Below are 18,420 nucleotides of genomic sequence, written 5' to 3' on the forward strand. Positions count from 1 at the left end.
TGGTCTGACCATAAACCTGGCTGTGACTTTCAACGTGGAGAGGCAACTTGATGACCGAGTTCACTGATATTTCCTACGAGGTCGACAGGGGCCTTGCCTGGATCACCATCAATAGGCCCGAGCGCTACAACGCATTTCGGGCTCGCACCCTCGACGAGCTCATCCGGGCCTTCAAATTGGCCTGGGGGAGTTCAGAAGTCGGGGTGATCTGCCTCACCGGGGCCGGCGAGAAGGCCTTTTGCACGGGCGGCGACCAGAAGCAGCGCGCCGAGACCGGCGACTACGGGCCCTCCGAAACCGGTTTGTTCGAGGTGGATACGCTGCATCGGGTAATCCGGGACGTCCCCAAGCCGGTCATCGCGGCGGTCAACGGGTTCGCCATCGGCGGTGGCCATGTCCTACATGTGTTGTGCGACTTGACCATCGCCGCCGAGACGGCGGTGTTCGGTCAGAATGGCCCGCGGGTCGGCTCCTTCGACGCGGGCTTCGGCACCGGTTTTCTGGCGCGGGTGGTCGGCGAAAAGCGTGCACGTGAGATCTGGTTCTTGTGCCGCAGGTATTCGGCGCAGCAGGCTGCCGACTGGGGGCTGGTCAACAAGGTGGTACCGGCCGATCAGCTCAGGTCCGAGGTGCGAGCATGGGCCGATGAGATTTTGATGCTCTCGCCGACGGCGTTGAAGGTCCTCAAGCAGTCGTTCAACACCGACACCGAGCAGTTCGCTTCGGTCGGTCAGATGGCGTACTCGACGCTGAAGATGTTCGGTGACACGCCGGAAGCGCAGGAGGGTGTCGCGGCGTTCAACGAGAAGCGGGCCCCCGAATTCGCCGCGTACCGGGGCAACTGAGTTATGCCGTCCGCCGCGATGTTCACCGACGAGCAGCGCGGGTTCGCCCGCGCCATCGAGGGTTTCTGCGCCGATACCTGCGGCACCGCCGAGCAGCGAGCACAGTTGACCGATGGCGGACAGCTATCCAATAGCTCCGAATTGCTGCTCAAGCTCGCCGACCTTGGCTGGCTGGGTGTTTCGATACCCTCGCAGTACGGCGGCGGCGGTGCGGGAATGGTCGAAGAGTGCATCTTCCTCGAAGAGACCGCGCGGGGCCAGGCGCCGATCCACGCCTACGGAACCGGATTGACGGCGGCGCAGACCTATCTGCGCCACGGCACTGAGGCGCAGAAGAGTGAGGTAGTGGGCAACCTGTGCGCCGGGCGGTTCGAAGCGATCGCATTGTCTGAGCCGGGCGCGGGATCTGATCTGGGCGCCGTGCGAACCCGCGCGGTCCGCGACGGTGACCGCTTCGTCGTCAACGGCCAGAAGACGTGGATTACGGCCGCACACCTGGCCGATCATCTGCTGGTGCTCACCCGCACCGACCCCAACGCCGGAAAGCACCACGGCCTGACGCTGCTGTACCTGCCGACCTCGACACCCGGACTGGACATCAAGGCCATCCAGACCATGGACGGTCATACCGTCAACGACGTCTTCTTCACCGACGTCGCCGTTCCCGCCGCCAATGTCGTCGGCGGGATCGGCGACGCCTGGCACCGGCTGATGCGCGGATTGAACGTCGAGCGGCTCATCATCGCGGCGATGTCGCTGGGTGCGGCGCGCCGGTCGCTGCAGGACACCATCGCCTACGTCCACACCCGCGAGCAGTTCGGCAGGGCGATCGGCAGCTTCCAGGCGGTTCGCCATCGGCTGGCGGACCTGGTTGCCGAGATCGAATGTTGTCGTGCATACGTGTATCAGGTGGCCGCACAGATCGATGCCGGTCACGAAGATCAGCTCGCGCGGGAGGGCTCCATCGCCAAACTCAAGTGCACCGAGGTTGCCAAACGGGCGGCGCTGGAGGGGGTGCAGCTGATGGGCGGGAACGGCTACAGCATCGAGTTCGGGATGGAAGCGCAGGTCCGCAAGGCCTTGGCGCCGCCGATTTACGGCGGCGCCAACGAGATTCAGCGCGAGATCATCGGGAAGAGCCTGGGATTATGACCCGCATATTCGATCCGATGGTGCTGGACGGCAAGCGCATTTTGATCACCGGAGGCGGCACCGGGTTGGGCCGCGGGGTTGCCGCCAAGCTTGTCGCCCATGGGGCCCAGGTACATCTGTGGGGCCGACGGGAATCTGTTCTGGCCGAGGCAGCCGCCGAGATTTCGGCCGAGCGGGCTGGCGCCGTCCACTGGCAGCCGGTGAACGTGCGGGACTTCGACCTCGTCGACGCCGCGGTCGCGGAGATCTGGGATCAACACGGTCCCTTGACCGGCGTGCTCAATAACGCCGCCGCGAATTTCATTGCGCCCACGGCCAGTTTGAGCCCCCGCGCCTTTGATGCGGTCACGTCGACGGTGATGACCGGTTCGTTCAATACGACGCTGGCTGTCGGCAGGCGCTGGATCTCTGAGGGCCTGCGCGGATCGGTGTTGTCGAACCTGACCACCTGGGTCTGGAGCGGCTCGGCCTACGTCGTGCCTTCTGCCATGGCAAAGGCGGCCGTGCACGCGATGACGATGTCGTTGGCGGTCGAGTGGGGCCGCTACGGCATTCGCCTCAATGCCCTTGCGCCCGGCCCGATTCCAACCGATTATGCCTGGGAGATGCTGAACCCGACCGACAGCAGCTCAGTCGGTGCGACCCAGTCCGACCAAATTCCGCTGGGCCGGCCGGGAACCATCGAGGAACTGGCCAACTTGACCATCTTCGCGTTCAGCGACGCGTGTGATTACCTCACTGGCGAGACGATAGCGATGGACGGGGGCCAGCGGCTCGCCGGCCCCAACACGTTCGCCGGGCTGTCGGCGATGAGTGACGACGACTGGGCGCACGCGCGCGAGCGCAGCAAAGCGGCATCGGCGGCGACGAAGGCATCCCGGTCGGTGTAGCCGGCTGCGGCAAGCAGAGAGGTGCAAATGCGGATCATTTCCTCCATCCAGGACGCCATCGATGCCGTCGGTAGTGAACTCGGCGTCTCGGACTGGTTCGCAGTCGATCAGGACCGCATCAACGCCTTCGCCGACGCCACCGGCGATCATCAGTGGATTCACGTCGATGTCGAGCGGGCCCGTGCCGAAAGCCCGTATCTGTCGACGATCGCTCACGGCTTCTTGACGCTGTCGTTGATCCCGGGTATGAGCAAGGCAAACTACCGCGTCGACAATGCGAAAATGGGTATCAACTACGGACTCAATAGAGTGCGGTTCCTGACCCCGGTTCCCGCCGGTGGGCGCGTGCGCGTCCGATCTGAACTCGTCGACGCAGCCAAGGTGAACGACACCACGGTTGACCTGACCGTAAGTCAGACGGTCGAACTCGAGGGCTCGGTCAAGCCGGCCGCGGTCGCGGAGTCGATCGCTCGAATGGTGTTCTAGGGTGACGCAACCCCCGCGCCCCCGGCGTGAGATCTCGCCGCAATAGGCTAACCTTAATATTGGCCTTACCTTTAACAAAGGCTGGCCAAGACGCAGGGTGAATGGACCCGGACGGAGGACTGATGGACGCAGTCGAGGCTGATTCGGCCACAGCACGTTCGGATGTTCTGCTCAAGCCTGTCGATGTGCCCAAGGCGTCTGATGTCTTGGCGCGAGAGCTGCGCGAGCGCATACTCAGCGGCGAGCTGGCGGAAGGGTTTGCGCTTCCAGCCGAGCGCGAGCTTGTCAAGCAGACGCAGATGAGCCGGGCCACGGTTCGCGAGGCGTTGCGGATCCTCGAGGTGCAGAATCTGGTTCGGGTACGGACTGGCCGGTCGGGTGGGGCAGTCGTTCAGCGACCGACGACCAAATCAATGGCGAGTTCGGTGAGCCTGCTGATCAGGGGCCAACGCATCAAGTTGGCTGATTTGATGGAAACCCGTGAGGCGCTGGAGCCTTTCTGTGCCGAGTCGGCTGCCCGCAAACGCACCGACGAAGATCTCGCGATACTCGACAAGGCCAACGCCGACATCGCCGACCCAGACGCGGACCTGTCGGCATTCCTGCAGGCCAATCTCGACTGGCACGTAGGCGTCGCGAAGGCCAGCCACAACGAATTGTTGATCGGGTTCATGACCGCGTTGTCGCAGGCGATCTATGCCGGAACCGAGAATGCGGCATTCGTCGACGACAACGTGCGCGGCATCACCTTGCGGGCACACAAGTCGGTGACGACAGCCATCCGCAACCGCGACGCCGAGGCGGCAAGCAGGCGAATGCGTCGCCACGTGCACAGCTATGCCAAGGCTGCACTGGCCGTGGACGACCGAAATGCGATCACCGTCGGAGACTGAGCGGTAGTTCCCCGATTGCCGTCGGTGGTTTTCACCGCACGGCAGGAAGCGCAAGGGGCGGTTCGGTTTTGGCGACTACCTCGTCAACGCTGACACCGGGTGCGGTCTCGATCAGGTGTAGACCGTCGGCGGCAACGTCGATGACGGCGAGATCGGTGAAGATTCGGTTCACGCAGCGTCTGCCGGTCAGGGGCAACGTGCAACGCTCGACGATCTTCGCGCTGCCGTCCTTGGCGACGTGCTCCATCATCACGAAAACCTGGTCAACGCCGTGCACCAGGTCCATTGCTCCGCCCATGCCCTTGATCATCTTGCCGGGAATCGTCCAATTGGCCAGGTCACCGGTCGCTGACACCTGCATGGCGCCGAGCACGGCGATGTCGAGGTGCCCGCCGCGGATGATCCCGAAGGACGACGACGAGGAGAAGAACGCGGCTCCTGGCAACGTGGTGACGGTCTCCTTGCCGGCGTTGATCAGGTCGGCGTCGAGGTCCTCGCGCCGTGGATACGGCCCCACGCCGAGAATCCCGTTTTCGGAGTGCAGGACGACGGTGATGTCGGCGGGGATGTGGCCCGGGATCAGTGTGGGAAACCCGATACCAAGGTTGACGTATTGCCCGTCGCGCAGTTCGGTGGCGACTCGAGCAGCCAATTCGTCTCTGCTCCAACTCATCTACGCCGCTCTCCCCCGCACGCGGGCGGTACCCCCACCTCATCGCTTCGCGCTGCATCGTCGCCGGCGGTACTCATTTACGTACCGTCTCTTTTTCGATCTGCTTCACCGGATTGGGCACATGCACCACCCGCTGCACGAAGATGCCCGGGGTGTGCACCTGGGCGGGGTCGATCTCGCCCGGTTCCACGAGGTGCTCGACCTGCGCGATAGTGACGCGTCCCGCTACGGCGCAATCAGGGTTGAAGTTCGCGGCCGCGGCGTGGTACACGAGATTGCCGTGTCGGTCACCTTTGACGGCGTGCACCAGCGCGAAGTCGGTTCGGATGGCTCGCTCCAAAACGTAAGTAAGACCGTCGAATTCGCGGGTCTCCTTCGGAGGTGAGGCAACCGCCACCGTACCGTCCGGGTGGTATCGCCAGGCCAGACCGCCCTCGGCCACCTGGGTCCCCACCCCGGCCGGGGTGTAGAAGGCGGGGATGCCGGCTCCGCCGGCGCGCAACCGCTCGGCCAGCGTGCCCTGCGGAGTCAGCTCCAACTCGAGCTCGCCGCCCAGGTATTGCCGGGCGAATTCCTTATTCTCCCCGACATAGGAGTTGATGGTGCGGCGAATCCGCTTGTGCTGCAGCAGCACCCCCAGGCCGATCCCGTCAACGCCCAGGTTGTTCGAGACCGTTTCCAGATCGCCGACTCCCCGCTCCAGCAGCGCCACGATGAGCGCCTGGGGGATACCGCACAATCCGAACCCGCCGACGGCGATGGACGACCCGTCCCGCACGTCGGCAACGGCGTCCGCTGTCGTGGCCACGACCTTGTCCATCGTCACCCGCCTCAGTTTTTGGGCATGCCGAGGATGCGCTCGGCGACGATGTTGCGCTGAATGAACGTTGACCCGCCGGCGATGGCGGTGCCCCGGGCCTGGTACGCGAGCCGTAGCCACCGCTGTTGGGACGTCGATGACGAATTAGCGGAACCCTTCTCGGCCGGCGCGAACTGTCCCCCCATCTCATCGAGCTCCAGACCGAAGTCGGCGATGTCTTCAACCAGCGGGCAAAAGTAGAGCTTGCCTATCGAGGTGACGGGCCCTGGCGGCCCGGCACCGGCGGCACCGGCGATGACCCGTTGTCCGATCAGGTAGTGCACGAAAGCCCGTCCGTACAGATCTGCGATCCGTTGCCGTACCAGGGGATCGGCGCCCAGCGGACTGCCGTCGTCGGCGCTGCGGTCCGCGATCTCACGAACGAGATCGTTGACCGCACCTGTGGTGTTGACCCGGCCGGTGGCGATGGCGACCCGCTCGTAAGCCAGAGTGCCCATCGCCACCCGCCAGCCGCCGTCGACATCACCGAGAACGCAGTCATCGGGGATGAACACCGCATCGAGGAACACCTCGTTGAACTCGGCCTCGCCCAGCATGTGGGCCAGTGGGCGGACTTTCACGCCCGGAGTATCCATCTTCAGCAGGAAATACGTGATGCCGCGATGCCGCGGGCCTCCGCCAGTGCGGGCGAGCAGGATCGCGTGGGCGGCCAATTGGGCGCGGCTGGTCCAGATCTTCTGGCCCTGAATCTGCCACCCCCCGGGCACTTTCGTCGCGGTGGTGCGCAACGAGGCCAGGTCGGAACCCGCTTCGGGCTCCGAGAACAGTTGGCACCAGATCTCGTCGCCGGTGAGGATCGGCGGGAGGTAGCGCTGTTGTTGGGCGGGTGTGCCGAACTCGATGATCGTGGGCCCGGCGAAGTCCTCACCAATGATGTTGAGCCGCTCCGGCGCGCCGGAACGGTCCAGCTCTTCGTTGAACACCGCACGCAGCTTGGCATCGGCCCCACCTCCGCCGTACTCCCGCGGCCAGGACAACCCCGCGTATCCGCCGGCGTGGAGCAGTCGCTGCCAGGTGCGCCAGTAGTCGAGCTTGTCCTCGAGGAGTGCGGGCTCGGGTCCACCGAGACGCGGCAACGTGTCCTGCAGCCATGCGCGCGCCTCAGCGCGGAATTGTGCCTCTGCTGCACTGTCTTTGAGTTCCATCAGCGGGTGCCCGCTACCTCTTGCGCGGCTGCTTCGTCGCGGAGGCGCTGTTCTATGTCTTTGCGTAGCTCGTGTTTGAGGACCTTGCCGGTCGCCGTCATGGGCAGTGAGTCCACCACGACCACTCGTTCCGGTGTTTTCTGGATCGGCATGCCGCGTGCCAGCAAGAACTCGCGGACATCGTCGACCGTCGGGGCGTCGTGTCCCGGGGCGGCGACCAGATAGCAACACACCTTCTCGCCGAGTCGCTCGTCGGTCATGCCCACGACAGACGAAGCGTGCAGCGACGGGTGGTGCGCCAGATGGTCCTCGATCTCGCGGACGCTGATGTTCATGCCGCCGCGGATGACGATGTCTTTCGTCCGGCCCGTGACCCGCACGTATCCGTCGTCGGTCATCGTTCCCAGGTCGCCGGACCGGGAGAAGCCGCTGTTGGTGAACAGCGCGGCAGTCTCCTCGGGGTTGGCCAGATATTCGATCATGTGGGCAGGGCCGCGATAGGCGATATCGCCCTCGGTGCCGCGGGGAACTTCGTTGCCGTCCGCGCTGACGATCCTGACCTCGGATCCAGGAAGTGCCCTGCCATCGGAAGTGAGGGCGCGCGAGACGTCGTCGGTGACTGAACACGTTGTCGTGACCAGATTTTCGCTGCGTCCGTAGAGGCTCAGCACTTTGACGTCGGGCAGCTTTTCACAGGCTCGCTCGACGACCGCGGCGGGGATGGGCGCGCCGGCGCACGTCCACATACGCAACGTCGACAGGTCATGGCGTTCGGGGTCGTATTCGGCCAACAGGCCGTGCAGGAAGGTCGGAGCGGTGACCGCCGCGGTGCAGCCGAAGCGGTGGATCTCGTCGATGCCACGAGTCGGGTCCCACTTTGCCATGAGGTGTGTCGACGCCCCGGTCAGCATCGGCAGCAACACGCTGGTGACCAGCCCGGTGGTGTGGGCGATGGGTGAGGGGCCGAACTGGACATCGTCGGAGGTGTAGCCGAACGGTTCGATCAGCGCGCGCGAGCCCGCACAATACGTGTTGAAGGTGTGCACGCACCCCTTGGATCGTGAGGTGGTTCCCGAGGTGTACACGATGACGAACGGGTCGTCCGGGCTGGGCGGGCTGCCGAGTTCCTTCTGGGCACTGTCGTCGTCGGTGCCGGCTTCCAGCTGGTCCAGGGTGAACACGCCGGCGTTGGCGCTGACGGCCTGTTCGGCGCCGCCGTCGGGCCGCGCGACGACGACCATCAGATCTGGATGTTCCTGCCGCAGGCCAAGATACATATCCAGATAGTCGAACTTGCCGAAGGATGCCGCAGTGAACACGGCTCGTATCCCGGCATTGGACAAGACGTAGCTGACGTCTTCATGCCGGTAGATGGGCATGATCGGAACCATGATGACGCCCAATCGCGATAGCGCGGTCAGCACCTGGACGAACTCCACCCAGTTGGGCAACTGCACGGCGGCGGTGTCACCGCTTCGCAGGCCGCGGCGGTGTAGCCCGACAGCCAGTCGCTGGCCTGATTCGAAGAGCTCGCGGTACGTCAGCGATCGCGTTCCATCGGTTGCGAAGACCTTGTCGGGGCTTTCGTCGACGCGGCGAGTCAGCAGGTCGTGGAAGGACTCGGTGGACCACAACCCCGAGCGGTAGTAGTGCTCGATCTCGTGAGGGTTGTAGCGGGTGGTGTACGGACTCGGTTTCATCGCGCATGTCCTTGGTTCTCGGGATCCGCCCGCCGGACGGGCGAGGAGCCACAATCGATCAAACTATATAATGGTCAGACCGAAACGGCAACGATATATTGTGATAGTCGACGGTCAGGCGTTGCGCCACTGCGGGGATCGCTTTTCTTTGAAGGCCAGTACTCCTTCGGCCAGATCCTGAGTGGTGAAAGCCAGGGCGAGTTGGGCCTGCAGGTAGTCCAGCGCCGATTCCAGCGGCAGATCCCGGGTGGCGGCCAGTGCGCGCTTGCCCATGCCGAGCAGCAATGGTGACTTGACGGCGATGTCGGAAACCCATTGGCGCACGGCGTCGTCGAAGTCTGCATCGGGTACCACCTTGTTGACCAACCCGGCGCCGGCCGCCTCGCCGGCGCTGATGAGTCGGCCAGTCATCATCAGCTCGTTGGCGATCAGTCGGCCCGTGGCTCGGAAGATCAATGCCGAGATCATGAATGGAAAGGCGCCCACGTTGATCTCGGGGCAGCCGAGCCGGATCGACGATTTAGCTATGACCAGGTCGCAGGCTAATGCGATGCCCAGCGCGCCGGCCAGCACGTCACCGTTGGCGGCACACACCACCGGTTTTTCTATGCCGGTCAGTGTGCGGAATAGAGCCGGAAAGCGTTGTAGTCCAGCATATTTGGCCATCGTCGGGCGATCGTCAGCGAATGCGTCGAGGTTTCCTCCCGAAGAGAAGATCCGCGGGTGCGACGAAGTCAGCACGATGACCCTGACCCGGGGGTCGGACGCGGCGCGCTGCAGCATTATTCCGAGTTGATCGAGCAGCGTGTCCGACAACGCGTTGCGGCGGTCGGGGTCGTTGAGCGTCAGGTAGGCAACCATGGCCGCGCCGTCTTCGGCGGCGCCCTGGACCGCCGTTTCCAGACGGTAGTTGACCAGCTCGGGGGATTGGTTCACGGTCGGCCTCCTAGTCGTGTGTCAGTACGCATTTGCCGAACGCGCGCCCGTGCTCGAGGTACTCGTGGGCCTCGGCGGCCTGGTCGAGGCTGAACGCGCGGTCGATCGTCGGTGCGCGCACCGAGCACCGATCGATCATGTCGAGCAGCCCGGCGAAATCCCTGCCGCTGCCCATGGTGGTGCCGAGTAGATCGAATTGGCCGAAATAGAAGCCGCGGATGTCCATCTGGGCGGTCTGTTCGGCGTTGGCTCCCAAGACCACCAGCCGGCCCCCCGGCCGCAGCGCGCGCACGGATTCACTCCAGCGGCCGACCGGATCGAGGATGAGATCGAATCCCCCGTTCTCGGGTGACATGGAAAGGGCGTGCTCGGGCCACTCCGGCTCGCTGTGCAGCACGCCGCCACGCGCTCCGGCGGAAACGGCCCGCTCGATGGTGATGTCGGACGACGAGGTCACCGTGATGCTCGCGCCGGCGGCGGTTGCCAGCGCGATCGCCATCGTGGCGATCCCGCCGCCGGCACCGATCACCAACATCGATTCACCGGCCCTTAGCCGTCCGCGGACAAACAGAGCACGGTAAGTGGTGAGGCCGACGAGCGGCAGCGCCGCCGCCTCGGCCCAGTTCAGTCCCGCTGGCTTGGGGGCCAGGCACTCAGCGGGCACGCTGACCAGTTCGGCATAGGTGCCGGGGGTGCGGTCGCCCAGAATCTCCCACCCCCTGGCGGGCGCCTCGTTGCGGGCGCCCCAGTTCAGCGAGGGCAGGACCACCACGGGCTCTCCGGTGTCGGTGCGCACTCCGGCTCCGTCGGCGCCGATGACGTGGGGCAGCGGCGAGTGGTAGCGGCCCTGGCGAACCAATACGTCGTGCCAGTTCAGCGCGCTGGCGCGGAGCGCCACCGTCACCCAGCCGGGGCGCGGGACGGGGTTGGGAAATTCACCCGGTTGCAGCACCTCCGCGGTGCCGAACTCATGCATGACGACAGCGTGCACAAAGCCTCCTTCGGTCTGACCATTAGACCATTGCAGTTACGGTGGATACAAGCGATCGGGAGGGCAACGGTGCACAGACAAAATTCCGGGCGCCCATTGTGGCCTCGGTTACACCTGCGTTATGCTTTGGTTCAATGGTATGACCGTTTATCGTACGAAGCCGTTCCAGTCAGAGGAGTGACGATGGACTCGCGAACGCTTATATCCGCAATCGCCGAGGACCCGCGGGTGGTTGCGCGCGCCGAGGCTACTGTCGCGGCCGCCGCTGAACACCTCAAAGTATCTGCTCCCGATCTGACGCCGGCTGCGTTCGGACACCAGTTGGACAACCTCCGGCAGGCGCTCGAGCAACGGATCGCGCTGCCCTCCGATCCGACAGAAGACTGGGCGAAAACTGCCGAGATCCTGATCTCGATCCTGAAGTTGCAGTGCGAACTTCTCGACAACGATCTGGCTCGCCGAGTCAGATCCATGGCTGAGATTCGTCATGCGCTGGGGTACCTGCGGGGGCTACCGCCACGCCAGATGATCCAAGCCGCGCCGGAGGTGCTGAGTCGGGAGTTGGCGTTTGCGCGGGCAATGATCTCGAGCGTGCGCGGTTCGTTGTGGCTGCCCCAGCATGTGCATATCGAAGACCAAGGGTCCGATCGTCATTCACGATCGCTGCGTGAGTACATAAAAGGACGTCACATTCAGTTGGCGGACGCTCCTTTGGAGACCGAACTCGTGCGAAAGCGGTGCGGCGTCTTCGCGCCCTCGCCGGTCAACGACAAACGGGTATTCAGAGAGATCATGGAGGTCTCCGGCTGCTTCGGCTATATCGGCGCTCCGATCACGGTTCAGGGCAGGGCGATCGGGATTCTTCACGTCGACCGTCCAGAGCCCCACGGCATAGTGACGATGGATCACCTCGAGCAATTGGAGGCCTTCGCCGAGTGTCTGTCGGTGGCGTTTGAAAGTGCAGCGCTGGAAGAGAAGTCCGAACAACAGCGCATCGAAGTCGAAAACCTGTGCGGCGACGTAGATGGATTACTCAGCCGCTCGGCGCGATCGGTGTTGTGGTCGCTGCCTGCCGAGGCCGCCGGACGGCGTCACGAGACGAAAACTGTTGTCAGTCAACCCGCAGTGCACGCCCTGACTCAACGCGAGCGGGAGATCATGTCTCATGTGGCGACCGGGGCGACCAACAGCCAGATCGCCCGGTACCTGGTGATCTCCGAAGGGACGGTGAAGTCCCACTTGAAACACATTGCCAAGAAGCTCAATACGTCAAGTCGGGCTGCCGCCGTCGCGACCTATGCGGGTATCGCCGGTGAGGTAGGAGTGGCGCGATGAACGCTCGCGCCATGGTGGCCCGGCTCAACGAACTCGATCAAGAGGTGTGTGACAAATTCGGTGTCGCCCGCTCCGCTGGTGCGACGACTCTCGACGAAGCCATCTCGATGTCGGCCGCCACGACAGAACGATTGGTAGGCAGTGAGCGTGATGCCGTCTCAGCGAGCGCACACCGATCTGTGATGGATTTCCTGCAGGCGCAGGTCGAAGCGCGCCAGATGCGGGACAGTGACCGCGTCGATGTGGTGCGATGGCTGACCGCGGGCGTGCGCCGCATGCGCAAAGCCGGTTCATTGCAGGGGCTGGGCCGCCAAGCCTGTACCGAACTGTGTGACGTGCTCGGCTTCGATACGGCGTTGTTGTCGTTTGTCGAAGACGACGGTTTTGTCGTCGAGGAATCCGATCACTGCGTAGGCGGGCCCACCGTGATCGCACGTCGCGACTGCCCAGCCGAACGGTCCTGCATTCGCCTGTGCGACACGGTGCGCACCAACGAAGCTGAGATGCCCGGGGCGCCCGGCTATCGGGAGTTGCTCGGCTCGGCGCGGTATCTCGTCGCTCCCGTAATCGCGAAATCGCGGGTGGTAGCGCTGCTCCACGTCGGTCGTCGCAGCGAAGAAGGCGTATCTGCCGAGGACGTCGATCTGCTCGATGCATTTGCCTCCGCCTACTCGTTGCTCCACGAGAGGATGCTGAATACCGAACGGGTGCAGCAGCAGCGGACCACGATCGCCCGTGCAGCGGCACGGCTGACCGAGGAGGCAGACCGTATCGCCGCGGCAGCGATCAGCTTCGACGACGAATACGACACCCGGGTCGAGTCCGCGAACAACGCGGCGGATTCCGCGCTGGCCGCCACCCTGTCGCACCGTGAGCGTGAAGTCTTTGAGCTCTTGGTCCTGGGAGCGTCCAACGCGGAGATCGGCCAGGAACTCGTCATCACCGTCGAAACGGTCAAGACTCATGTCAAACGGATCCTGCGCAAGATCGGCGCTATCAATCGGTCGGAGGCGATCGCACTCTACATGGACGAGGTCAAACCACGGCGGCCACGCGGGTGACTTTGAACGACAACCCTTTTCAACCGTCAGCGTGGGTCCCGGTGGACGGATTCGCCGATCTGACCGATATCACCTATCACCGCCACGTAACGCAGCCGACGGTGCGCGTCGCCTTCAATCGGCCCGAGGTGCGCAACGCCTTTCGGCCGCACACCGTCGACGAGCTCTATCGCGCGTTGGATCACGCCCGGATGTCCCCCGAAATCGGAGTCGTGTTGTTGACCGGCAATGGGCCGTCGCCCAAAGACGGTGTGTGGGCCTTCTGCTCAGGTGGCGACCAGCGCATCCGCGGCCGCAGTGGCTACCAGTACGCCGCCGGTGAGACCGCCGAGACCATTGACGTCGCGCGCGCCGGCAGGTTGCACATCCTGGAGGTGCAGCGGCTGATCCGGTTCATGCCGAAGGTGGTGATCTGCCTGGTCAACGGGTGGGCAGCGGGTGGCGGGCACAGCCTGCACTCGGTCTGCGACCTAACCCTGGCCAGCCGTGAGCATGCCCGCTTCAAGCAGACGGATGCAGATGTCGGAAGTTTCGACGGCAGTTACGGGAGCGCGTACCTGGCCCGTCAGGTGGGTCAGAAGTTCGCCCGCGAGATCTTTTTCTTGGGCCGGCCATACACGGCTGAGCAGATGAATCGCATGGGTGCGGTCAACGAGGTGGTCGACCACATCGATCTGGAGACGGTGGCACTGCAGTGGGCGGCCGAGATCAACGCGAAATCGCCTCAGGCGCAGAGGATGCTGAAATACGCGTTCAACCTGCTCGATGACGGGCTGGTGGGTCAGCAACTGTTCGCCGGGGAGGCGACTCGCTTGGCGTACATGACCGATGAGGCGGTAGAGGGCCGAGACGCGTTCCTGGACAAGCGCGCGCCGGACTGGACGCCGTTCCCGCGGTATTTCTAGGTGCCTCAGGCGGCGACTATGCCGCAGAGATGCCTCCGTTGACGCTGATGGCTTGCCCGGTCAGCCGGCCGGCCGCCGGGCTGCACAGAAACACCGTCAGAGCGGCAATGTCGTCGGCGGTCGGCACACCGAGATGTGCCTGCTGAGCTGCTCGGGCGAACAGCTTGCCGCTGAACCCGTCGGAGGTGATGCGTTCGGTCGAGGCGGTGCCGTGCACCAGCGACGGGGTCAACGCATTGGCGCGGATGCCATAACGCTTCTCTTCGATCGCGATTGTTCGGGTGAACATCACGATGGCCGCCTTCGCGGCCCCGATGACCGCTTCGCCCGGCGTGGCGGTCTTGGCCGCATCCGACGCCACGTTGACAATGACGCCGCCGCGGCGATCACGCATGCCCGGTAGCACCGCACTGGCCATATGCATCGATGGCAGCGCCAATTCATTGAGTATGCGCCCGATTTCGGCTGACGGGATGTTGATGAAAAGCTCCGGCCGGACGTCGGCGGCGGTGGTGCACATCAGGATGTCGATACCCGAAAGGATATCGTCGGCCTGTGCCGCCACAGCGGCCGCGCCCGCTGGGGAGGTCGCGTCGCCGGCGACGAAGTGAGCTACCGCACCCAGTTCGGCAATCGATTTGGCGGCGAGTTCGCCACGCTCGGCGTTGCGACCCACGACCACGATCCGGGGCACGCCGGCCGCGGCCAGTGCCTGTGCAGAAGCCAGCCCGATCCCGGCGGTGCCCCCGACGATCAGCGCGGTCGATGCGTCAAGGTGCTTGGGTGCCGGCAGTTCGGTGCGGTTATCAGTCATCGATCCGTCCTCACGGTTGTTGAGTCTGCTGTGACGCAGGCGCAGTGGCACTGATGGCGCCGGGCGCGGATATTCGCCGCAGCCACTGCACCAGGTCGTCGATCACCTCTGCCCGGTTGATCTCGTTGAGGATCTCGTGGCGGCCCTCGTCGTAGACGCGAACGGTGACGTCGTCGAGGCCGGCTGCTCGGTAGCGATCCACCAGGGCCCACAACAAGGCGAGTTCGCCGTTGACCGGGTCTTTGGATCCGACTGCCACGTACACCGGCAGATCGCGGCGCATGCGTGCCACCTGGTCGGGATCCGCGAGCCGCCGGGCACCGGCAAACATGTCCTTGAGCGACGCGGTGTCGATGCCGAACCCGCACAACGGATCCGCGACATAGGCGTCGACGATCGCCTCGTCACGGGAGAGCCAGTCGAATTCCGTCCGGGCCGGGCGGAAGCCCGCATTGAAGGCCGACAGGTCCAGATCACTCGAAAGGTCCCCCGAAAGATCCAACGCCGGTTCCAGCAGGTCGACGGCCGCCGTTCCGGTGAGAGCGACCCCGTCCACCTGGTGATCGAGCAGAAACTGTTGAGCGGCAAACGAACCCATGCTGTGCGCGAGCATCACGACGGGCAGGTCCGGATGGTCCGACCGTGCCCGGGCGATCACCAGGTTCAAGTCGTCGACCAGCGCGCGCCAACCGTTGGGACCCAGGTGTCCAGGTTCCTGGTCAGGGCCCAGGGAAGTGCCGTGTCCGCGGTGGTCATGCCCGTACACCTCGAAGCCGTGCGAGTTGAGGATCTCGGCGAGATGGTCGTATCGGCGGACGTGTTCACCCATACCGTGGACCAGTGCGACAACGCCTACGCGCGGCCGTTCATCCGGGGCTGCCCAGTGGTAGCCGACGAGTCGGCTACCGTCCGCGGAACGGAAGGGCAGCGCGATGGGATCCATCACCGGAGCGCGTCCGGCAGTCGGCGCCAGGGCTCGAAAGGCACAGTGCAACATTAAAATGGTCAGACCGAATTAGTCAAGACACGCGCTTGAGTAAATGGTCTGACCATTATAGCGTGATGGACAGGGGTCGGTGGGTGCTCCCGGCGCGGTCACTGATTGCGCGCAGCCGATCCGGAGGAGTCGCGAAATGGTTGACACCACAACGGCGCTCCGTGCGCTCGACGATCTGCGGCACCGCCCGGATCCCGGCAAGCGGATGCGCGACAGTCTGTTCTGGGAAGTGGTCGTGCCGGAAGAAGAGCTGGGTGTGCAGGTGTACCTCTACATGACCGATCGCGGCCGCGTGGGGTACAACGTCGTCGTGTGGGGTGCCGGGCCTGATCCTTTAGCGCTGCACCTGAACTCGGGACGCATCGCTGACGACGTCGACCTGGACCGATTCGAATTCGACGGTTTGTCGTTGCGGCAGCCGAAGCCGCTGCAGTCGTGCGGCCTGAGTTATCACCGTGACGATGTCGCGATCGAGTATGAATTCGACGGGCTGCACGACGCGTTCAGCTATCGCGTGAATCCAGACGGCCTGCCGGCATGGTTTGCCGAGAACCGGATGGAGCAGACCGGATTGGTGCAGGGTTATGTGCGCGTCGGTGATCGCCGCATCGAACTGAACGGACCGGGGCACCGGGACCACTCGTGGGGGGTCCGGGATTGGGGGGCTCCACAGCACTGGAAGTGGTTTGTCGCGTACACCCCGAACGGAGTGGCTGTCAACGGATGGATCTGGATAGCCAAGGGGGAATGGGGCTTCGGTGGGTATGTTGCGCGCGATGGGGTGACGGTTGCCGTCCGCAGCATCGATCATCGCGCCGAGTATGACAGCCAGATGCGCCAACAGCGTCTTTCGGCCACCTTGATCGATGTCGCCGGTGGCAGCACCAACGTCGAACTCGAGGCGTTCGGGGTCGTGGAGTTACCAAGCCATGACCCGATGGCCACGGTCATCCGGGAGGCCGCGTGCCGGGCGACGATCGACGGCGAACAGGGCGCGGGCCAGTTCGAAACACATTGGGTGGGTTCATACCTGGAGCATCTGGTGCAGTCCGGGAGTTTCCGGTGACATGGGAATGGTCGCCGGATGAACTTTCACGGCTGGGCAAGTTCCTGGCCGAACGGGCCGGGTGCGGTCCCCGGGTGAACGCCCGGGCGGTCGGGGACGGTCATTCCAACCTGACCTATGTGGTGTCGGACGGCGACCGAACGGTGGTGGTCCGTCGCCCGCCGCCCCCTCCGGTGCCTGTCGGCGCCCATGACGTCGTGCGAGAGGTTCGGCTGCTGACGGCGCTGGCCGCCACTCCGGTGCCGGTGCCGCGGGTTCTCGCGGTAGCCGAGCCGGGACAGATCGTGGACGTGCCACTCGTCGTCACCGAGTTCATCGATGCCGTGGTGATCACCGAGTCGACGCCAGAACCGCTGAACTACCCGGCCGCCAGGTGCCAGATCGCTGAATCGGTGATCGACGCACTGGCAGATTTGCACGCCGTCGACTGGGCCGGGATCGGCCTGGGCGACTTCGGTAAACCCCAAGGCTTCAATTCCCGGCACTTGCGCCGGGTCCGCGCACTCATCGAGCGCGATGGCCGACTTCCCGATGGTTTTGCGCGGTTGGCCGACTGGCTGGTGCACCACACGCCGGCGGAATCAGGGGCGGCTATCGTCCACAACGATTTTCGGTTGGGCAACATGATGATCCGCCCGACACCGCCGGGGCGGGTGGCGGCGGTGCTGGATTGGGAGTTGGCGACGATCGGGGACCCGCTGTTCGACCTGGGCTACTTCCTGTCGTCCTATCCGGCCCCCGGTGAGGCGCTCACGCCTACGGCCGGCATGGGTGTCGCAGTTCTGGAAGAGGGTTATCCCAGCCGCGTCGAGTTGCTCGCCCGCTACAGCGAGCGGACCGGAACTGTGCCGAGAAACATCGAATGGTATTCGGCCATGGCGCAATTCAAATTGGCGGCGCTCTACGAGTACGGGCGCCGTCGCGCCGAAACGCCTTCCGGAGATCCATACTTCGCCGACCCTGCGCTGGTGGCTGCATTTCTGCGGGCGGGGGAGACCTGCGCCGGGCTCAGCGCACATCCCCAGCGGACGTGAGGTTACCCGGTGAAAGGGGGCTGGTGGTGGCGCCGTCTCGGCCGCGATAGGTCCTGTCGAAGAACTGCTGTGACCGTTCCTGAACCGGGCATCGCCGCCGCACAGCGTGTAGCCCCACCTGGCTCGACGCGCAGTATCTCCGGCTGAACGAACCAGATGCTCAGGCCAGGCCGAGTTGGGTCAGCAGCGTGCCGAGATTCCAGTAAGCGTGCACAGATGCGGCCCGCCCGTCGTTGTCGACCTGCCAGACGTCGGTTCCCGGGATGTCGAACTGACGGCCGGTCGGCGCGACACCGGGTGGAAACCCTTCGCCGCTGTGGGTTCCGACCATCCGCCACTCCTGTGACACCCTACGATTGAGAACATCCACCAGCGGCTCACCGACAGCGTGAAAGGTCAGATCGGGAAAACCGGACCACGCTGCGGTGAAGAATCCGCCGGCCTGCTCGTGGTCGGTGATCGGTGCGGGCAACGACGGATCTTCCCAGTGCACCGTTTCCGCGATCGCGGCCAGTGCGGTGGCGAGATCGCGCTGGTTCCACGCGGCGAAATAGCGTGCGGGGTAGGCGCAGATGTCGGTGATTTCCGCGGTCATGAAAATGGTCCTTTCGCTACCG

General features: G+C 64.5%; 19 protein-coding genes. 10 read left to right on the top strand and 9 right to left on the bottom strand.

The genetic code is table 11. The annotated features are described in order from the left end of the window. Nucleotides 1–50 precede the first annotated feature (50 nt). From QXH22_RS14955 to QXH22_RS14975, 5 genes are all read left to right on the top strand, one after another. Complete coding sequence (locus QXH22_RS14955) at nt 51–845, top strand: enoyl-CoA hydratase-related protein (protein ID WP_306244874.1); 795 nt, start codon at nt 51–53, stop codon at nt 843–845. Nucleotides 846–863: 18 nt separating this feature from the next. Beyond that, nucleotides 864–1,997, top strand: a complete 1,134-nt coding sequence (locus QXH22_RS14960; RefSeq protein WP_306246385.1) for an acyl-CoA dehydrogenase family protein — start codon at nt 864–866, stop codon at nt 1,995–1,997. Next, nucleotides 1,994–2,887, top strand: coding sequence for an SDR family oxidoreductase (locus tag QXH22_RS14965; protein WP_306276141.1), 894 nt, complete (start codon nt 1,994–1,996; stop codon nt 2,885–2,887). The genes QXH22_RS14960 and QXH22_RS14965 overlap by 4 nt, the downstream gene beginning before the upstream one ends. 27 nt (nt 2,888–2,914) lie before the next feature. Beyond that, the gene (locus tag QXH22_RS14970; protein WP_306276142.1) at nt 2,915–3,373 is read left to right on the top strand and encodes a MaoC family dehydratase; all 459 of its coding nucleotides are present in this window, start codon (nt 2,915–2,917) and stop codon (nt 3,371–3,373) included. Nucleotides 3,374–3,495: 122 nt separating this feature from the next. Beyond that, on the top strand, nt 3,496–4,266 hold the full coding sequence (locus QXH22_RS14975) for a FadR/GntR family transcriptional regulator (RefSeq protein ID WP_306244869.1): 771 nt from the start codon (nt 3,496–3,498) through the stop codon (nt 4,264–4,266). Nucleotides 4,267–4,297: 31 nt separating this feature from the next. On the opposite strand, the gene QXH22_RS14980 is transcribed toward QXH22_RS14975, so the two are convergent. From QXH22_RS14980 to QXH22_RS15005, 6 genes are all read right to left on the bottom strand, one after another. Further along, complete coding sequence (locus tag QXH22_RS14980) at nt 4,298–4,939, bottom strand: 3-oxoacid CoA-transferase subunit B (RefSeq protein ID WP_306276143.1); 642 nt, start codon at nt 4,937–4,939, stop codon at nt 4,298–4,300. A 73-nt stretch (nt 4,940–5,012) separates the two neighbouring features. Next, complete coding sequence (locus QXH22_RS14985) at nt 5,013–5,759, bottom strand: CoA transferase subunit A (protein WP_306276884.1); 747 nt, start codon at nt 5,757–5,759, stop codon at nt 5,013–5,015. 11 nt (nt 5,760–5,770) lie between these two features. Further along, on the bottom strand, nt 5,771–6,964 hold the full coding sequence (locus QXH22_RS14990) for an acyl-CoA dehydrogenase family protein (protein ID WP_306276144.1): 1,194 nt from the start codon (nt 6,962–6,964) through the stop codon (nt 5,771–5,773). Next, nucleotides 6,964–8,664: an AMP-binding protein gene (locus QXH22_RS14995; protein ID WP_306276145.1), complete on the bottom strand. Its 1,701-nt coding sequence runs from the start codon at nt 8,662–8,664 to the stop codon at nt 6,964–6,966. Before QXH22_RS14995 ends, QXH22_RS14990 begins: the two co-directional genes overlap by 1 nt. 114 nt (nt 8,665–8,778) lie before the next feature. Next, nucleotides 8,779–9,525 (bottom strand): enoyl-CoA hydratase/isomerase family protein, encoded by a 747-nt coding sequence (locus QXH22_RS15000; protein ID WP_306276885.1) that lies wholly within the window; start codon nt 9,523–9,525, stop codon nt 8,779–8,781. Nucleotides 9,526–9,610: 85 nt separating this feature from the next. Continuing rightward, nucleotides 9,611–10,591, bottom strand: a complete 981-nt coding sequence (locus QXH22_RS15005) for a zinc-binding dehydrogenase (RefSeq protein ID WP_306276146.1) — start codon at nt 10,589–10,591, stop codon at nt 9,611–9,613. A 183-nt stretch (nt 10,592–10,774) separates the two neighbouring features. Here QXH22_RS15005 and QXH22_RS15010 point away from each other — a divergent pair, with 183 nt between their 5' ends. The 3 genes from QXH22_RS15010 to QXH22_RS15020 are packed head-to-tail and all read left to right on the top strand — an operon-like array spanning nt 10,775 to nt 13,892. Beyond that, a complete protein-coding gene (locus QXH22_RS15010; RefSeq protein WP_306276147.1) occupies nt 10,775–11,926 on the top strand; it encodes a LuxR C-terminal-related transcriptional regulator in 1,152 nt (383 codons plus the stop codon). Then, nucleotides 11,923–12,987: a LuxR C-terminal-related transcriptional regulator gene (locus tag QXH22_RS15015; RefSeq protein ID WP_306276149.1), complete on the top strand. Its 1,065-nt coding sequence runs from the start codon at nt 11,923–11,925 to the stop codon at nt 12,985–12,987. Before QXH22_RS15010 ends, QXH22_RS15015 begins: the two co-directional genes overlap by 4 nt. A gap of 2 nt (nt 12,988–12,989) precedes the next feature. Then, the gene (locus QXH22_RS15020; protein WP_306276886.1) at nt 12,990–13,892 is read left to right on the top strand and encodes a 1,4-dihydroxy-2-naphthoyl-CoA synthase; all 903 of its coding nucleotides are present in this window, start codon (nt 12,990–12,992) and stop codon (nt 13,890–13,892) included. A 16-nt stretch (nt 13,893–13,908) separates the two neighbouring features. Here QXH22_RS15020 and QXH22_RS15025 read toward each other — a convergent pair whose 3' ends face one another. After that, on the bottom strand, nt 13,909–14,706 hold the full coding sequence (locus QXH22_RS15025) for an SDR family NAD(P)-dependent oxidoreductase (RefSeq protein WP_306244856.1): 798 nt from the start codon (nt 14,704–14,706) through the stop codon (nt 13,909–13,911). 10 nt (nt 14,707–14,716) lie between these two features. Next, nucleotides 14,717–15,649: an alpha/beta fold hydrolase gene (locus tag QXH22_RS15030; RefSeq protein ID WP_306276152.1), complete on the bottom strand. Its 933-nt coding sequence runs from the start codon at nt 15,647–15,649 to the stop codon at nt 14,717–14,719. Nucleotides 15,650–15,839: 190 nt separating this feature from the next. Here QXH22_RS15030 and QXH22_RS15035 point away from each other — a divergent pair, with 190 nt between their 5' ends. Further along, the gene (locus QXH22_RS15035) at nt 15,840–16,769 is read left to right on the top strand and encodes a hypothetical protein (RefSeq protein WP_306244854.1); all 930 of its coding nucleotides are present in this window, start codon (nt 15,840–15,842) and stop codon (nt 16,767–16,769) included. Beyond that, nucleotides 16,766–17,803 carry a phosphotransferase family protein gene (locus QXH22_RS15040; RefSeq protein ID WP_306276153.1) on the top strand — a complete coding sequence of 346 codons (1,038 nt, stop codon included), beginning with the start codon at nt 16,766–16,768 and terminating at the stop codon, nt 17,801–17,803. Before QXH22_RS15035 ends, QXH22_RS15040 begins: the two co-directional genes overlap by 4 nt. Before the next feature lie 160 nt (nt 17,804–17,963). On the opposite strand, the gene QXH22_RS15045 is transcribed toward QXH22_RS15040, so the two are convergent. Next, on the bottom strand, nt 17,964–18,398 hold the full coding sequence (locus QXH22_RS15045) for an ester cyclase (protein ID WP_306276154.1): 435 nt from the start codon (nt 18,396–18,398) through the stop codon (nt 17,964–17,966). Nucleotides 18,399–18,420: the final 22 nt, after the last annotated feature.

This window comes from Mycobacterium sp. TY814 (assembly GCF_030755175.1).
Classification (GTDB): Bacteria; Actinomycetota; Actinomycetes; order Mycobacteriales; family Mycobacteriaceae; genus Mycobacterium.

Excerpts from the sequence above, each read along its gene's own strand:
- QXH22_RS15015 (WP_306276149.1), top strand. The coding sequence starts at position 11,923 with ATGAACGCTCGCGCCATGGTGGCCCGGCTCAACGAACTCGATCAAGAG.
- QXH22_RS14980 (WP_306276143.1), bottom strand. The coding sequence starts at position 4,939 with ATGAGTTGGAGCAGAGACGAATTGGCTGCTCGAGTCGCCACCGAACTG.
- QXH22_RS15010 (WP_306276147.1), top strand. The coding sequence starts at position 10,775 with ATGGACTCGCGAACGCTTATATCCGCAATCGCCGAGGACCCGCGGGTG.
- QXH22_RS15030 (WP_306276152.1), bottom strand. The coding sequence starts at position 15,649 with ATGGATCCCATCGCGCTGCCCTTCCGTTCCGCGGACGGTAGCCGACTC.
- QXH22_RS14955 (WP_306244874.1), top strand. The coding sequence starts at position 51 with ATGACCGAGTTCACTGATATTTCCTACGAGGTCGACAGGGGCCTTGCC.
- QXH22_RS15000 (WP_306276885.1), bottom strand. The coding sequence starts at position 9,525 with ATGGTTGCCTACCTGACGCTCAACGACCCCGACCGCCGCAACGCGTTG.
- QXH22_RS14995 (WP_306276145.1), bottom strand. The coding sequence starts at position 8,664 with ATGAAACCGAGTCCGTACACCACCCGCTACAACCCTCACGAGATCGAG.
- QXH22_RS15035 (WP_306244854.1), top strand. The coding sequence starts at position 15,840 with ATGGTTGACACCACAACGGCGCTCCGTGCGCTCGACGATCTGCGGCAC.
- QXH22_RS14985 (WP_306276884.1), bottom strand. The coding sequence starts at position 5,759 with ATGGACAAGGTCGTGGCCACGACAGCGGACGCCGTTGCCGACGTGCGG.
- QXH22_RS14965 (WP_306276141.1), top strand. The coding sequence starts at position 1,994 with ATGACCCGCATATTCGATCCGATGGTGCTGGACGGCAAGCGCATTTTG.
- QXH22_RS14960 (WP_306246385.1), top strand. The coding sequence starts at position 864 with ATGTTCACCGACGAGCAGCGCGGGTTCGCCCGCGCCATCGAGGGTTTC.
- QXH22_RS15045 (WP_306276154.1), bottom strand. The coding sequence starts at position 18,398 with ATGACCGCGGAAATCACCGACATCTGCGCCTACCCCGCACGCTATTTC.
- QXH22_RS14975 (WP_306244869.1), top strand. The coding sequence starts at position 3,496 with ATGGACGCAGTCGAGGCTGATTCGGCCACAGCACGTTCGGATGTTCTG.
- QXH22_RS15025 (WP_306244856.1), bottom strand. The coding sequence starts at position 14,706 with ATGACTGATAACCGCACCGAACTGCCGGCACCCAAGCACCTTGACGCA.
- QXH22_RS14990 (WP_306276144.1), bottom strand. The coding sequence starts at position 6,964 with ATGGAACTCAAAGACAGTGCAGCAGAGGCACAATTCCGCGCTGAGGCG.
- QXH22_RS14970 (WP_306276142.1), top strand. The coding sequence starts at position 2,915 with ATGCGGATCATTTCCTCCATCCAGGACGCCATCGATGCCGTCGGTAGT.